14 protein-coding genes and 1 pseudogene are annotated in these 13848 nt (G+C 72.4%); 7 read left to right on the plus strand and 8 right to left on the minus strand.

What is annotated here, in order from left to right; genetic code table 11:
- Positions 1–22: 22 nt before the first annotated feature.
- From AMO33_RS04780 to AMO33_RS04795, 4 genes are read left to right on the plus strand one after another with little or no spacing between them, the layout of a single operon-like run.
- Positions 23–628 carry an ABC transporter permease gene (locus AMO33_RS04780; protein WP_011209614.1) on the plus strand — a complete coding sequence of 202 codons (606 nt, stop codon included), beginning with the start codon at positions 23–25 and terminating at the stop codon, positions 626–628.
- Positions 621–1793, plus strand: a complete 1173-nt coding sequence (locus AMO33_RS04785) for an ABC transporter ATP-binding protein (RefSeq protein ID WP_060590787.1) — start codon at positions 621–623, stop codon at positions 1791–1793. Before AMO33_RS04780 ends, AMO33_RS04785 begins: the two co-directional genes overlap by 8 nt.
- Complete coding sequence (locus AMO33_RS04790) at positions 1790–2584, plus strand: ABC transporter permease (protein WP_060590789.1); 795 nt, start codon at positions 1790–1792, stop codon at positions 2582–2584. The genes AMO33_RS04785 and AMO33_RS04790 overlap by 4 nt, the downstream gene beginning before the upstream one ends.
- Positions 2581–3549, plus strand: coding sequence for a glycine betaine ABC transporter substrate-binding protein (locus AMO33_RS04795; RefSeq protein WP_060590791.1), 969 nt, complete (start codon positions 2581–2583; stop codon positions 3547–3549). Before AMO33_RS04790 ends, AMO33_RS04795 begins: the two co-directional genes overlap by 4 nt.
- Before the next feature lie 90 nt (positions 3550–3639).
- Here AMO33_RS04795 and AMO33_RS04800 read toward each other — a convergent pair whose 3' ends face one another.
- Entirely contained in the window at positions 3640–5028 is a 1389-nt protein-coding gene (locus AMO33_RS04800; protein ID WP_229434657.1) for a flavin monoamine oxidase family protein, read from the minus strand.
- A gap of 113 nt (positions 5029–5141) precedes the next feature.
- Here AMO33_RS04800 and AMO33_RS04805 point away from each other — a divergent pair, with 113 nt between their 5' ends.
- A complete protein-coding gene (locus AMO33_RS04805; protein ID WP_060590795.1) occupies positions 5142–5729 on the plus strand; it encodes a TetR/AcrR family transcriptional regulator in 588 nt (195 codons plus the stop codon).
- A 174-nt stretch (positions 5730–5903) separates the two neighbouring features.
- Here the strand turns inward: AMO33_RS04805 and AMO33_RS04810 are convergent, their stop codons facing one another.
- From AMO33_RS04810 to AMO33_RS04825, 4 genes and pseudogenes are all read right to left on the minus strand, one after another.
- Complete coding sequence (locus AMO33_RS04810; RefSeq protein ID WP_011209608.1) at positions 5904–6671, minus strand: acetoin reductase; 768 nt, start codon at positions 6669–6671, stop codon at positions 5904–5906.
- Positions 6668–7723: a 2,3-butanediol dehydrogenase gene (locus tag AMO33_RS04815; RefSeq protein ID WP_060590797.1), complete on the minus strand. Its 1056-nt coding sequence runs from the start codon at positions 7721–7723 to the stop codon at positions 6668–6670. The genes AMO33_RS04810 and AMO33_RS04815 overlap by 4 nt, the downstream gene beginning before the upstream one ends.
- Positions 7724–7850: 127 nt before the next feature.
- Positions 7851–8297, minus strand: coding sequence for an NAD(P)-dependent oxidoreductase (locus tag AMO33_RS04820; protein WP_060590799.1), 447 nt, complete (start codon positions 8295–8297; stop codon positions 7851–7853).
- Positions 8294–9229 (minus strand): annotated as a pseudogene (locus AMO33_RS04825) (EamA family transporter); the annotation flags it as partial. The gene AMO33_RS04820 and the pseudogene AMO33_RS04825, both read right to left, overlap by 4 nt.
- Here AMO33_RS04825 and AMO33_RS04830 point away from each other — a divergent pair.
- A complete protein-coding gene (locus tag AMO33_RS04830; protein WP_082668580.1) occupies positions 9220–10041 on the plus strand; it encodes a LysR family transcriptional regulator in 822 nt (273 codons plus the stop codon). The pseudogene AMO33_RS04825 and the gene AMO33_RS04830 overlap by 10 nt on opposite strands.
- Positions 10042–10066: 25 nt before the next feature.
- Here the strand turns inward: AMO33_RS04830 and AMO33_RS04835 are convergent, their stop codons facing one another.
- Positions 10067–10942 (minus strand): LysR family transcriptional regulator, encoded by an 876-nt coding sequence (locus tag AMO33_RS04835; RefSeq protein ID WP_060590802.1) that lies wholly within the window; start codon positions 10940–10942, stop codon positions 10067–10069.
- 84 nt (positions 10943–11026) lie between these two features.
- On the opposite strand from AMO33_RS04835, the gene AMO33_RS04840 reads away from it, so the two are divergent.
- Complete coding sequence (locus AMO33_RS04840; protein ID WP_060590804.1) at positions 11027–12052, plus strand: bile acid:sodium symporter family protein; 1026 nt, start codon at positions 11027–11029, stop codon at positions 12050–12052.
- Here the strand turns inward: AMO33_RS04840 and AMO33_RS04845 are convergent.
- Positions 12022–13242 carry a Dyp-type peroxidase gene (locus tag AMO33_RS04845; protein WP_060590805.1) on the minus strand — a complete coding sequence of 407 codons (1221 nt, stop codon included), beginning with the start codon at positions 13240–13242 and terminating at the stop codon, positions 12022–12024. The genes AMO33_RS04840 and AMO33_RS04845 overlap by 31 nt on opposite strands.
- Positions 13235–13792 (minus strand): copper chaperone PCu(A)C, encoded by a 558-nt coding sequence (locus AMO33_RS04850; protein WP_060590807.1) that lies wholly within the window; start codon positions 13790–13792, stop codon positions 13235–13237. The genes AMO33_RS04845 and AMO33_RS04850 overlap by 8 nt, the downstream gene beginning before the upstream one ends.
- Positions 13793–13848: the final 56 nt, after the last annotated feature.

Consider the following 13848-nt stretch of genomic DNA (forward strand, 5'->3'; position numbering starts at 1 on the left):
CGTCGAGCGCCGCCATCAGTTGATGGTCGACTCCTATCTGCACGTGTCGGCGGTGCTGCAGTCGTTGGTGCTCGCCACCCTCGTCGCCGTGGTCCTCGGCGTGCTGGTCTACCGCAGTCCGCTCGGTTCCGCGGCGGCGACCGCGGCCACCAGCGCGATCCTCACGGTGCCGTCGTTCGCCTTGCTCGGCTTGCTGATTCCCGTCCTCGGCCTCGGCGTGGCCCCCACGATCGTGGCGCTGGTCGTGTACGCGCTGCTGCCGATCCTGCGCAACACCATCATCGGGTTGTCCTCGGTGGATCCGTCGATCGTCGACGCGGCGCGCGGCGTCGGCATGAACCGCCTGCGCGTGCTGGCCCGCATCGAGTTGCCGCTGGCGTGGCCCGCGATTCTCACCGGCATGCGGGTGAGCACCCAGTTGATCATGGGCATCCTGGCGCTGGCCGCCTACGCGAAAGGGCCCGGCCTCGGCAACCTCATCTTCTCCGGGCTGTCCCGGCTGGGCAGCCCGAACGCGGTGCCGCAGGCGTTGACCGGCACGGTGCTGATCATCGTGCTCGCGCTGTTGCTGGACGGCATGTTCCTGGTCGTCGGCCGTCTCACCACGTCGGAGGGGATCCGTGACTGACACCGCAACGCCCACCGCAGCCCCGGCGGTGTCGGGGGTCGAGATCGTGCTCGACGCGGTCACCAAACGCTATCCCGGACATCCCGAACCGGCGGTGGACGAGGTCTCGATGACCATCCCGGCCGGGCAGATCGTCGTGCTGGTCGGCCCGTCGGGGTGCGGGAAGACCACCACCCTGCGCATGATCAACCGGCTCATCGAGCCGACCTCGGGCACGATCACCATCGGCGGCCGCGACGCCCTCACCATGGACCCCGATCGGCTGCGCCGCGGCATCGGCTACTCGATCCAGCAGGCCGGACTGTTCCCGCACATGACCGTGGCCAAGAATGTCGCCACCGTGCCCGGCCTGGTGGGCTGGGATCGGGCGCGGATCGACGCGCGGGTGGACGAGATGCTGGCCCTGGTCGGTCTCGACCCGGCGACCTACCGCGACCGGTATCCGCGGCAGCTCTCCGGCGGTCAGCAGCAGCGGGTGGGGGTGGCGCGGGCGCTCGCCGCGGATCCGCCGGTGCTGCTGATGGACGAACCGTTCGGCGCGGTCGATCCGATCACCCGCGGCGCGCTGCAGGACGAACTGCTGCGGTTGCAAGCCGAACTGGGCAAGACCATCGTGTTCGTCACCCACGATTTCGGCGAGGCCGTGAAGCTCGGTGACCGGATCGCGGTGCTGGGCGCCCGGTCCCGGATCCTGCAGTACGACACGCCCGCGGCGATCCTGGCCGCTCCCGCCGACGAGACGGTGGCGGGTTTCGTCGGCGCGAACGCGGCGCTCGAGCAGCTCACGCTGACCCGTGTCGCGGACGTGGGACTCGGTGACTGCCCGATCGCCGACGAGGACGCGCCCGTCGCCACCCTGCGGCGGGCACTGGCGGGCGCGGACCGGCCGTGGGCGCTGATCCTCGACAGCGCGCGCAGGCCCCTGCGCTGGGTCGACGCCGAGCAGCTGGCCGGTGCGGACAGCCTGACGGGCATCGGAACCCCGGTCGGGGACACGGTTTCGGCGTCCTCGACGCTGCAGGACGCGTTGGCGGCGATGCTCGCCACGGCGACCGCGACCGCGGTGGTGACCGGCGCCGGTGGCGAGTACCGGGGCCTGGTCACCATCGACACCCTCGTCGGGCACCTCTCGGCGCTGCGCGCCGGATCGGCGGGCCGAGGATGACCGTCACGACCGGATCGCTCACCACCGCGGCCCCGCCCGCCGTCCGGCCCGGCGCCGAGCGGCGCGCCGAACGACTGCGCCTGCTCGGGCAGCCGCTGGTGGTGCTGCTGCTCACCGCGGGCGTGCTGGTGTGGGCGTTCCGCCGGGAGCTCACCGTCACCCAGCAGGCCAGTCTCAACGCGCGCACCATCGCCACCGTCACCTGGCAGCACATCCTCATCACGGCCGCGGTCATGCTCATCGTCGTGGTCGTCGCGGTGCCGCTGGGCACGCTGCTGACCCGGCCGCGATATCGGCGGCTCGCGCCGGTGTTCCTCGGAATCGCCAACATCGGCGCCTCCGCCCCCGCGATCGGGTTGATCGTGCTGTGCTATCTGCTCACCCGCACCACCGGGTTCTGGGTCGGCGTGGCGCCCATCGCCTTCTACGCGCTGCTTCCGGTGCTGCGCAACACCATTCTCGGGTATCAGCAGGTGGACCCGATCGTCGTCGACGCCGGACGCGGCCAGGGCATGTCGGCGGCGACGGTGCTGCGCCGCATCGAGTTCCCGCTCGCCGTCCCCTACATTCTCGCGGGTCTGCGCACGTCGTTGGTGCTGGCCGTGGGCACCGCGACACTGTCGTTCCTGGTCAGCGCGGGCGGCCTGGGCATCCTCATCGATACCGGCTACAAGCTGCGCGACACGGTGACGCTGGTGGTCGGCGCGGTGCTCGCGGTCGCGCTGGCGCTGCTGGTGGACTGGCTGGGCGCACTGGCCGAGGAGTTCCTCGGCCCGCGAGGGCTGACATGACCGGCCGCCTGCTCGCCCTCGTCGCCGCGCTGTTGCTGGCCGCGGGATGCGGATTGCAGTCCGGCGGCGCGGTGCCGCTGCGCGTGGGACCGGGCAGCATCCGCCCGGTGCCCGAACTCGACGGTGTCGCGGTCACCGTCGGCTCCAAGGACTTCACCGAACAGAACATTCTCGGCTACCTCATCGAATTCGCGCTGTCGGCGGCCGGCGCCGACGTGCGCGACCTGACCAACATCCAGGGCTCCAACAGCCTGCGCGACGCCCAACTGCACGGCCAGATCGACATCGCCTACGACTACACCGGCACCGGCTGGATCAACTACCTCGGCAACGAGACACCCATCCCCGACGAGCGCGCCCAGTTCGACCAGCTGCGAGCCGCCGACCTCGCCGAACACGGCATGCTGTGGACGGCGATGGCGCCGATGAACAACACCTACGCCCTCGTCACCAGCAGACGCACCCAGCAGGAGACCGGCGTGGTCACCCTGTCGGACTACGCTCGCCTGATCGAGCGCGATCCCGCTGCCGCCGCGACCTGCGTCGGCACCGAGTTCAACGTCCGCCAGGACGGTTTCCCCGGCCTGGCCCGCAAGTACGGCATCGACGCGGGCAGGGTGCGCAAACAGATCGTGCAGGACGCCCTGGTCTACCAGGCCACCGCCGATGCCACCCGGTGCCGTTTCGGCTCGGTCGCCGCCACCGACGGCCGCATCCCCGCCCTCGACCTGGTCCTGCTGCACGACGATCTGGGCTTCTTCCCGAAATACAATGCGGCACTGGTCATGCGGGCGGATTTCGCCGAAGCCCACCCGCAGATCGCGACCCTCATGGCGCCGATCTCGGCCCGGCTGACCAATGAAGCCGTCACCGAACTGAATCGACAGGTCGACGTCGAGGGCCGCGAACCCGCCGAGGTCGCGCGCGACTGGATGATCGCCCAGGGCTTGGTCACCGCCGGATGAGCGCGCGGGAGCAGCACCGGGTCGAATCGACGCCGGGGATCCGCGGACCGCGAGCCGCAGCGTCGCCGCCGCAGCACGGCAGGGCGACGGTCACCGCAGGGCGGACGGGCGCGCGGCGTCGTGCCTCGGGTCGAGGGCGGCGGCGATCTCCCGCGCGGCCCGGTGACCGGATTCGGCGGCGCCGTCGATGTAGCCCGCCCAGCGCGTCGCGGTCTCGGTGCCTGCCCAGTGCAGGGGGCCGATGGGGGGTCGCAGGGCGTGCCCGAAGCGGGTGAGGGTGCCCGGCGCGGTGAACGCGCCGTAGCAGCCGCGGCTGTATTCCTCGTCGGCCCAGTCCTTTTCGATGTAGTCGATCGGCGTGCGGGCGCGCGGGCCGAAGTAGCCCGCGAGGTCGTCGATGACCTGGGCGCGGCGGGTCGGATGGTCCATCCGCGAACAGGCGTCGGCGTGGCGGCCCTCCAGGAAGCCGACGAGTACGCCGGGGGAACCGGCGGGCGGGGTGTTGTCGAAGACCACTGCCAGCGGCCGCCGGTCGCTCACGGCCTGACCGCTGAACCCGTCCGCTCGCCAGAACGGTTCGTCGTAGACGACGTTGACTTTGACGACCCGGCCCATCGGCATGCGCTGGACGAGCTGGTCGCGGTCGCCCGGCAGCCCGGGGGAGAAGCGGATGCGCGCGGCCAACGGCGGCGGCACCGCCACCACCGCCCGCCGCGCCCGCACCGTGCCGCCGCCGGCCCGGACCCGCACACCGGCCTCGTCCCATTCGACCTCGGACACGGGACTGCCGAGGACGACCCGGTCACCGAGTTCCCCGGCGAGCGCGATCGCGATCGCTTGGGTGCCCCCGACCACCCGATCCTGCTGGGCGCCGCCCGCGACGCCGATCATGGCGTCGACCCCGCCGCCGGCACCGAGGTAGCAGCTCGCCCACAGCGCGGACAGGTCCTCGGGCCCGGCGGCGAACACCGCCTCGGTGATCACCCGGAAGAACGACCTCCCGGCCGCGGTGTAGGTGGTGCGGCGCAACCAGGTGTCGAAGGTCTGGGCATCCAGGGCTTCGGCGCGTTCGGCGCGCCACGGATCGGTGCGGGCGACCCGCCGCGCGAGACGGTCCAGGCGCAGCTGTGCCTGGGCCACGTCGGCCAACGCCAGCGGGTTCAGCTTGGGTATCGCGCCGGTGTATTCCGCCCGCGACGAGCCGATTTCGGCGATGGCGCGGCCCGTGTCGTGGGTCGGGAAGGTCTGGAGACCGAGCTCGTGGATCAGCGTCATCGCCCGATGCTGGGTGGGGCCGACCCACTGCCCGCCGACCTCGATCGGGCCGCCGCCGGGCAACTCGGCATTGAGCAGTCGCCCGCCCACCCGGTCCCGCGCTTCCAGGACCAGTACCTCGTGTCCGGTGCGCACCAGGTCGCGGGCGGCGACCAGTCCCGCGATCCCCGCGCCGACGACGACGACATCCACCGATCTGTCCACCACAGTCCTCCGCTCCGCATCGGGGCAGGCGATCGTCATCCGCGATCGCCGCCACACTCGATGGCCATACACGGTGTATTCGTCATACATCGTGTATGTGATAAACGTACGGTATGACGTCGTTGCGTGACAAGCACATCGAGGACACCCGGCGGACGCTGCTCGGCACCGCCGCCCGGCTGTTCGCCGAGCGGGAGTACGCCGACCTGTCCGCCGAGGAACTGGTGCGGTCGGCGGGTTTGACGCGCGGGGCGCTGTATCACCACTTCGACGGCAAGAAGGGATTGTTCGAAGCCGTCTTCGACGAGCTGGAACACCGGGCGGCGCACCGTATCCGGGCCGCGGTGGACACCGCGACCGACCCGTTCGACCGCGTCGACCGCGGCATCGAAGCCTTCCTCGACGTGTGCACCGAGCCCGACTACCGCCACATCGTCCTGCTCCAGGGGCCGATCGCGCTCGGATGGGGGCGGTGGCGCGAGCTGGACCGGCGCCACCTCGGTGGCCTGGTCCTCGAGGGTGCCCGGGAGCTGCTCGGCACCGGCCTGGTCGAGCCGCACCCCCCGGAACTGCTCGCCAGCGCCCTGTACGGCGCGCTGACCGAAATGTCGATGACCATCGCCGAATCCGACGACGTCCAGCGGGGCCGAGCCGACGCCGCCGCGCTGGCCCGCGCACTGCTGGGCGGGCTCCGGCGCTGAACCGGCCCGCTACCGTGCGCCGGATGCGCAGCGCCTGCGCGGCGCCTTCTCGCCGGCCGCCGCCTACGCGGGCAGCCGCATCCTCCGCGTCGCCGGCGGACCCGAGGGGGTCCACCGGAACGCGCCGGCGGAGAACGAGCCGCGCAGGCTGCGGGAGGCCCGACCAGGGGTCGGTCAGCGGAAGACCAGGCCGCCGTCGATGAGGATCGACTGTCCGGTCATGTAGTCGGAGTCGGGCCCGGCCAGGTAGGAGACCAGCGCCGCGACGTCCTCGGGCGTCTGGGCGCGCCCGAGCGCGATGCCGTCGACGAACTTGGCGTAGGTCTCGCCTTCGGCCGCGCCGGTGAGCTCGGCGAAGCGGCGGTCGATGGTGACCCACATGTCCGTGCCGACCACGCCGGGGCAGTAGGCGTTGACGGTGATGCCGTGCGCCGCGTACTCCTTCGCCGCGGCCTGGGTGAGGGCGCGCACGGCGAACTTGGTCGCGCTGTAGACGCCGAGCATCGCGAAGCCGTCGTGTCCGGCGATGGAGGAGGCGTTGACGATCTTGCCCTTCTGTCCCAGCGCCCGGAACTTCGCCGCGGCGGCCTGGATGCCCCACAGCACACCGTCGATGTTGACGCGCCAGATCGTGTCGACGTCGGCCGGGCGGACGTCGTCGATCGGGGCGACCTGGGCGATGCCCGCGTTGTTCACCATCACGTCGAATCCGCCGAGCGCGGTGTACGCGTGGTCGACGGCGGCGAACACCTGATCGCGGTCGCTCACGTCGGCGACGAAGGTCGTTGCCGCCCGGCCGGTCTCGCGGATTTCGTCGGCGACCGCGGCGAGCGTGGACGGGTCGAGGTCGACGAGCGCGAGGTCGTGGCCGTCGCGGGCCAGGCGCAGGGCGATGCCGCGGCCGATTCCGCGCCCGCCGCCGGTGACGAGGACGACGCTCATGCCGCCACCTCCGCCGGATCGACGAGCACCTTCATCTTGGTGCCCGCGTGCAGCGCCTCGAAGCCCTCGTCGATGACCTGCTCGAGGGCGATCGTCTCCACCCAGCCGGTGGCGTCGTAGCGGCCCTGCGCCATGAGGTCGATGACCGCGCGGTAGTCGGCGGAGGTGTAGCACAGCGAGCCCTGGATGCGGGATTCGTTCATGACGAGCCGTTGCAGCGGTGTGGTCAGCGGCTTCTCGTAGATGGCGACGCTGATCAGCGGCCGGCGCGCGCCCAGGCACGCCAGGGCGGTCTCGACCGCGGGTTGCACGCCCGCGGCGTCGTAGGTCGCGTCGGCGCCCGCGCCGTCGGTGGCGTTGTCGATGAACGCGGGGACGTCGATCGCGGTCGGGTCGAGGGTGGTGGCGCCGAGCGCTTCGATCGCGGCGCGTCGGGTGGGCGACGGTTCCACGACGTAGATGTCGTCGAGACCCTTGGCGCGCAACGCGAACCAGAGCCCGATGCCGATCGGTCCGGCGCCGAAGACCATGGCGGTGTCCTCCGGCTTGGGATCACCGAGCGTGGCGGCGTGGTAGGCCACCGACATCGGCTCCACGAGCGCGCCGAGCTCGAGCGGCACCGAGTCCGGCAGCCGATGGATCATGTGGGCCGGGACCACGGTGTATTCGGCCATGCCGCCGTCGGACATCAGGCCGTGGAAACCGATCCGGCGGCAGATGTTGTAGGTGCCCGCCCGGCAGGGGCCGCAGTGGCCGCAGGTGTAGAGCGGTTCGACGGCGACCCGGTCGCCGGGCTCGATGCCGGTGACACCGCTGCCGACCTCGGTGACCGTGCCGGAGAACTCGTGTCCGAGCACGAGCGGCAGCTGCCGGTGGGTGAGCGGATGCGGTTCGGTGGGCACGAAGATCGGCCCGGCGTAGTACTCGTGCAGGTCGGTGCCGCAGATGCCGTTGAAGCCCACCCGTAGTTTCACCTCGCCGGGCCCCGGCTCGGGTTCCGGTACGTCGACGACGTCGACCTTGTTCGGGCCGTAGTACACAGCTGCTCGCATGGGTTGCCACTCCTGTTCCCTCGGCGGGGCGCCGATCCACCTACGTATATGTGACGCGCAACACAGCCCACTACCGTTGCACCGCGTTGCATGGTGCGACCGGCGGCCCGCCGACCGGGAACGAGAGTCAGTACGCGACCGTGAAATGCCGGTCCCCGCCGGGATTCTCGAGTTCGTCCAGCACGGCGACGGCCAGGTCCTCGGCCGAGATGCGGGATCGGCCGTCGGCGTCGAGCAGCAGGGTGGTGGTGCCGCGACGGTAGCGGCCGGTGCGCTCACCCGGTTCGAGCAGGGCGGGTGGGCTGAGATAGGTCCAGCGGGCGGGATGGGGTTCGCAGACGCGGAGCTGGGTGAGGCTGGCCAGCGCGGCGCCGGGGCGCGGACGCACCGCACCGACCGCGGCGTCGGCGGTGCCGAGTAGATCCGCGACGCGGTCCCGGTCGCGCGCGTCGACGGGGACGACCGGGTGGGCGCCGGACCGCGCGACCGCGGTCACGGCGTGGCCGCGCGCGGTGGCCTCGTGGGCGACGCGAACACCGACCATGCCGGTGGCGCCGAAGACGACGATCTTCATCGCTGTGCTCCTGTCGGGATGGCCGCCGCACCGGGCGGCGGGAGTGCGGGCGTGGAAACAGTTGGGCGGGTGGGCAGCTGGCCGGCGATCACGGCGGCGAGGACGATCGCGAACCCGACCGCCTGCGCGGGCGTCACCGTCTCCCCGAGCGCCAGCACGCCCAGTGCCGCCGCGGTGAGCGGAGAGAGCAGATTGAGCAGCGCGACCGAGGTGACGGGCAGGCGTCCGACGCCGCGGAAGTACAGCGCGTAGGCGAGCAGCCCGCCGACGAGCCCGAGCCACAGGTATCCGAGAGCGGCGCGGCCGTCGAGCGGTGGCGGCGCGCCTTCGACGAGGACGGTGACCGGCAGCAGCACCAGCCCGCCCGTGCCGAGCTGCCAGCCCGCCAGCGCCACCGGCGGCACCCCGGCGGGCCGCCCCCACCGCTTGGTCAGGGTGAGTCCGAGCGCCATGGACGCCGCGCCGAGCAGGCCCGCGGCGATCCCGGCCGCGTCCAGCCCGGCGTCCGGGCCGAGCACCACCAGACCGACACCGGCCACGCCGGCGGCACCCCACACGATCCGCCGGATGGCCAGCCGCTCGCCCAGCAGCGGGACGGCCAGCACCGCGACGATCAGCGGCACGATCGATCCGAGGGTCGCGGCCACCCCGCCGGGCAGGTGTTCGGCGGCGAAGAACAGCATCGGGAAGAAGACACCGATGTTGAGAACGCCGAGCACGGCGCTCTTCCACCACCAGTCGCCGTGCGGGAGGGCGCGGCCGATCGCGACGGCCAGCAGCCCCGCGGGCAGTGCCCGCATCAGACCGGCGAACAGCGGATGCCCCGGCGGCAGCAGTTCGGTGGTGACGGCGTAGGTGGTGCCCCAGACGACCGGGGCGACCGCGGTGGCGAGGGTGAGGGCCGCCGAATGCCCCTGCCCCCGTGCGGGACTCGTCGGCGCTGAGCCACCAGATCAAGCGGCTCGAACACGAACTCGGCGTGAGCCTGTTCGCGCGCACCAGCCGACGGGTGCGCCTCACCGCCGCGGGCGAGGCGTTCCTGCCCGCCGCCCGCCAGTGCCTCGAGGCCGCCGACCGGGCCGCCGCCCAGGCGGTGGCGACCGTGGGGGAGGTGCGCGGGCGGCTCGACGTCGGCGTCATTCCGTCCGTCGCCGCGGTCGACGTGCCCGCCGCCCTGCGCGAGTTGTGCACCCGGCATCCGGGCGTGCGGGTCGGGCTGCGCGCGGGGGCCAGCGACGATCTGGTGGCCGATGTCGCGGCGGGGCGGCTCGACGTCGCGTTCCTCGGCCTGCCACCCGGGCGGCGCCCGACCGGGGTGGGCAGTCACGAGCTCGCCCGGGACCGGCTGGTCGCGGTGCTCGCCCGGGACCACCCGCTGGCCGGGGCGCGGCGGCTGTCACTGGCCGACCTCGCCGTGGCGCCGTTCGTCGACTTCCCCTACGGCACGGCGGCCCGCGCACAGACCGATCAGGCCTTCGCGCGTGCCGGGCTGGGCCGCGACGTCGCCTTCGAGGTCACCGACGTGGCGCTGCTGGTGCAGGTGATCCGCAGCGGGCTGGCGGTCGGCTTCCTGCCGGTCACCTATCTGCCGCGGGCCACCGACCTCGCGGACCTGGCGACCGTCCCGGTGACCGACGCCCCGCAGCGCGTCGAGTTCGTGGTGTGGGGCACGCCGGGACCGAGCCCGGCCACGGTCGCGTTCCTCGCCCTCGTCGGCGTCTCGGTCGACCCCGCTGGTCGGTGACGCCGGCGGCTCTCGTCGCCGGCGGTCACCCCACGAACTCGCCCTCGCCGTCGAGGCGGGGCAGGGAGTGGCGGATCGCCTCGCTGAGGGCCTGTTCGGCCGGGTTGGGCACGCTGTGCCGGTGGATGAGGACGAACTCCACCTCGCCGGGGTCGGGCAGGCCGAGACGGTCGCCGACGGGGGCGAGTTCGTCGGGGAGCAGGGAGCGCGGGTGCACGATGTAGCCGAGCCCGGCCAGCACCGCCGCGCGCAGGCCGGCGCGGGAGTTGGCGGTGCAGGCGGGACGTAGCGGGATGCTTGCGGCGTCGAGGGCGGCGTAGGCGCAGGAGCGGGTGATGCTCGGCGGCGGGTAGGCGACCAGGGGGACCGGCTCGGCCGGGTCGCGGTCGGCGGCGTCGGGCGGGCCCGCCCACACCAGGCGGTCGCGGTGGACCGGCTCGCCGTGGGTTTCGCCGGGCTTGCGCATGACGAAGGCCAGATCGAGGTCGCCGCGGCGCAGCCGGTCGTGGATGGTGCGGCTCAGGCCGACGGTCAGCTGCAGGTCGACGCGCGGATGGCGGGCGCGGAAGTCGCGCAGGATGCGCGGCAGGCCGCGGGCCACCAGGTCCTCGGCGGCGCCGAGATGCAGGGTGCCCGACAGCGCCGAGTCGGCGAAGTAGCGGCGGGCGTTCTCGTGCGCGGTCAGGATGGCCTGCCCGAAGCCGACCATCGCGGTGCCGTCGGAGGTCAGTTCCATGCGGTGGGTGTCGCGCAGCAGCAGCACCGCGCCCGCCTCGCGCTCGAGCCGGGCGATGTGCCCGCTGACGGTGGACTGCCGCACCCCGAGTTGCTGCGCGGCTGCCGAGAAGCTGCCGCATTGCACGACGGTCAGGAAGCTGCGCACCAGCTGCGGGTCGAACACGCCTCCCGGTATATCACGGAACGTGATCACACTTATCGCTGCCATCGTGTTTCCCGATAAGTTCCTGGCCGATACCGTGGCCGGGTGAGGTTGGCGAAGTCTATCGATGGGTTCGTGCTGGCGATCTTCGCGACGGCGGCGGTGGCGGCGCTGGTGCCCGCCCAGGGCGGGTACCTGGATGCCGCGCAGTGGCTGGTGAAGGTCGCCATCGCGACACTGTTCCTGCTCTACGGCATGCGACTGTCCCCGGCGGAAGCGCTCGCGGGCCTGCGGCACTGGCGTCTGCACGGCACCATCCTGTCGGTCACCTACCTCGTGTTCCCGGTGATCGGCGTGGCCGCCTACGCCGCGACCTCGGGTCTGATCGCCGACGATCTGCGCACCGGCCTGCTGTTCCTGAGCCTGGTGCCCTCGACCGTGCAGTCCTCGATCGCCTTCACCTCGATCGCGGGCGGCAACCTGCCCGGCGCCATCGTCAGCGCCTCGTTCTCGAACCTGCTGGGCGTGTTCCTCACCCCGCTGCTGGTGATCGTGCTGCTCGACACCGCCGGCACCGTGCACATCGACGCCTCCTCGGTGCTCGACATCGTGGTGCAACTGCTGGTGCCGTTCCTGATCGGTCAGCTGGTGCGCCGCTGGATCGGCGAGTGGGTGCAGCGGCACCGGCGGCCCACGATGCTGGTGGACCGCGGCTCGATCCTGCTCGTGGTGTACGTGGCTTTCAGCGAAGGAATGAACGAGGGCGTCTGGAGCGCCACCTCGCCGGGCCAGATCCTGCTCGTGGTCGCCCTGTGCTGCGCGATCCTGGCCGTGGTGCTCGGCCTGTGCGCGGTGCTCGGCCGCGTCTTCGGATTCGCCTGGGCCGACCGGATCGTCATCATCTTCTGCGGTTCGAAGAAGAGCCTGGCGACCGGGCTGCCGATGGCGACGGTGCTGTTCGCCGGACAGCCGGTGGGCTTGATCGTGTTACCGCTGATGATCTTCCACCAGATCCAGCTGATCGTCTGCGCCTGGCTGGCGTCCTCCTTCGCGGCGAAGACGGCCGCGGGGGCCGATGCGGTTGCACCGGCCCCCGCGATTCAGGATTCGAACAGCGCGCGGCCCACGTAGTCGCCCGGCTCCCGCGCCCCGGCCGGAATCGCGAATACCGCCGAGCCGACCGGTGTCGTCCATTCGTTCAGCGCGTCGAACTCGGCCAGCCGCTGTTGCACCGGCAGGAACTGGGCGTCGATGTCGCGCTGGTAGGCGGCGAACAGCAAGCCCGAGTTGGAGATCTGCCCGGGTTGCGGCGCGTCGTCGTAGTTGTAGGCGCGCCGCAGGAACCGTTCGCCGTCGTGGGTGTGGCGGGCACGGGCGATGTGCGAGGACGGCGGGATCACCGGGATGCCGTGCTTGTCCACGGCGGCGAAGTCCGGTTCGTCGAATTCGTGCGTTCCGGTGAGCGGCGCGCCGGTGTCGAGCCGGCGCCCGACGGTGAGTTCGCGCCCCTCCGGGTCGATTTCGTCCCAGGTGTCCAGCTGCATCGCGATGCGGCGCAGCACCAGCGAGGTGCCGCCCGCCAGCCACGGCGCGTCTGCTCCGTCGTGCCAGACCAGCCGATCGAAGTCGGCTCCCGGTGCGAGCGTGACCGTCCCGTCGACCTGCCCCATCAGGTTGCGCGGTGTCTGCCCGGGTGCGGCGTCGCGGAACCCGCGCTGCACCCAGCGCACCGTGACCAGTGAGGTGACCGCGCGGGAGAGCACCCGTACCGCGTGGGCCACCGTGGTGGCTTCGTCCGCGCAGATCTGCAACAGCAGATCGCCGTCGCTCCAGGCCGGTTCGAGCCGATCGATGGGAAACGAGGGCAGCGGCCGCAACCAGGCGGGACGCCGCGACTCGCGGCCGACGAACGCGCCGGGGCCGAGCCCGATCGTCACCGTGAGCCGGGCCGGGCGGGCGGCGAGTTCCGGTTCGGTGTCGGCCAGGGCGGGCAGCCCCTGGGTGAGGCGGGCGGCGTCGCCGGTCCAGATCTTCAGCAGACCGGCCACGTCGTCGCCGGTGACTCCGGGCCGCAGATCGAAGGCGACGAACGCCGCGTGCCGCTGGGCGGGGGTGGCGATGCCGGCCTGGTGCGGGCCGAAGAACGGCTCGGTCGCGGACGCGTCCGTGACCGGCGCGGGGGCGCGGCCGAAGCCGGTGAGTGCGGCCGCACCGATTCCGGTCGCCCCCGCGGCCACCGCTCCCGCGCCGAGCAACCGCCGCCTGCTGAGCCGAGGCGGGGCGCCCGACGCGGGTGCACCCGCGTGCGCGCGCTCAGGCACCGTGCTCGGGGGTCGCGGCGGCGCCGTGCTCGGTGCCCGGCGCGTAGTTCTCCTGGTTGCCCGAGAAGTCGCGGACCTGTGCGGTGAAGGTGAGGCTGGAGCCGTCACCGAACGAGAGCGTCACCGGGGTTTCCGAGCCGGTGCGCAGCGGGCCGCGCAGTTCCAGGAACATCAGGTGGTCCCCGCCGGGCGCGAGGGTGAGCGAGCCGTGTGCGGGCACCACGAAGCCGCCGTCCTTCGGGCGCATGGTCTTGACGCCGGCGGCGTCGGCGACGACCTCGTGCAGTTCCATCCGGGCCGAGGCCGGGCTGGTGGCCGCCACGACGGTGAGGTCGCGGTCGCCGGAATTGGTGAGGGTGCCGAACGCCGCGGACATGTCGGCGGCGGCCGCCTTGACCCACTGGTCGTCGATGGTGACGACGTCGGCCGCGCGCGACCCGGCGGGGCTGTCGTCGGAGCCGGAGCAGGCGGTGAGCAGCAGCGGCGCGGCGGCGAGGGCGGCCACGCCGGGGGCGACGCGGCGCAGCAGGATACGGGTGATCGAGGACATGGGGACTCCGTGGATCGAAGAGGAAAGGGGTCGGACGTCGGCCGGTCGCGGCGCGC

It is taken from the genome of Nocardia farcinica (assembly GCF_001182745.1).
In the GTDB taxonomy this organism is placed as follows: Bacteria; Actinomycetota; Actinomycetes; order Mycobacteriales; family Mycobacteriaceae; genus Nocardia; species Nocardia farcinica.

Coding starts and splice junctions, on each gene's coding strand:
- AMO33_RS04780 (WP_011209614.1), top strand. CDS start 23: ATGGTCGACTCCTATCTGCACGTGTCGGCGGTGCTGCAGTCGTTGGTG.
- AMO33_RS04790 (WP_060590789.1), top strand. CDS start 1,790: ATGACCGTCACGACCGGATCGCTCACCACCGCGGCCCCGCCCGCCGTC.
- AMO33_RS04795 (WP_060590791.1), top strand. CDS start 2,581: ATGACCGGCCGCCTGCTCGCCCTCGTCGCCGCGCTGTTGCTGGCCGCG.
- AMO33_RS04805 (WP_060590795.1), top strand. CDS start 5,142: ATGACGTCGTTGCGTGACAAGCACATCGAGGACACCCGGCGGACGCTG.
- AMO33_RS04810 (WP_011209608.1), bottom strand. CDS start 6,671: ATGAGCGTCGTCCTCGTCACCGGCGGCGGGCGCGGAATCGGCCGCGGC.
- AMO33_RS04815 (WP_060590797.1), bottom strand. CDS start 7,723: ATGCGAGCAGCTGTGTACTACGGCCCGAACAAGGTCGACGTCGTCGAC.
- AMO33_RS04820 (WP_060590799.1), bottom strand. CDS start 8,297: ATGAAGATCGTCGTCTTCGGCGCCACCGGCATGGTCGGTGTTCGCGTC.
- AMO33_RS04850 (WP_060590807.1), bottom strand. CDS start 13,792: ATGTCCTCGATCACCCGTATCCTGCTGCGCCGCGTCGCCCCCGGCGTG.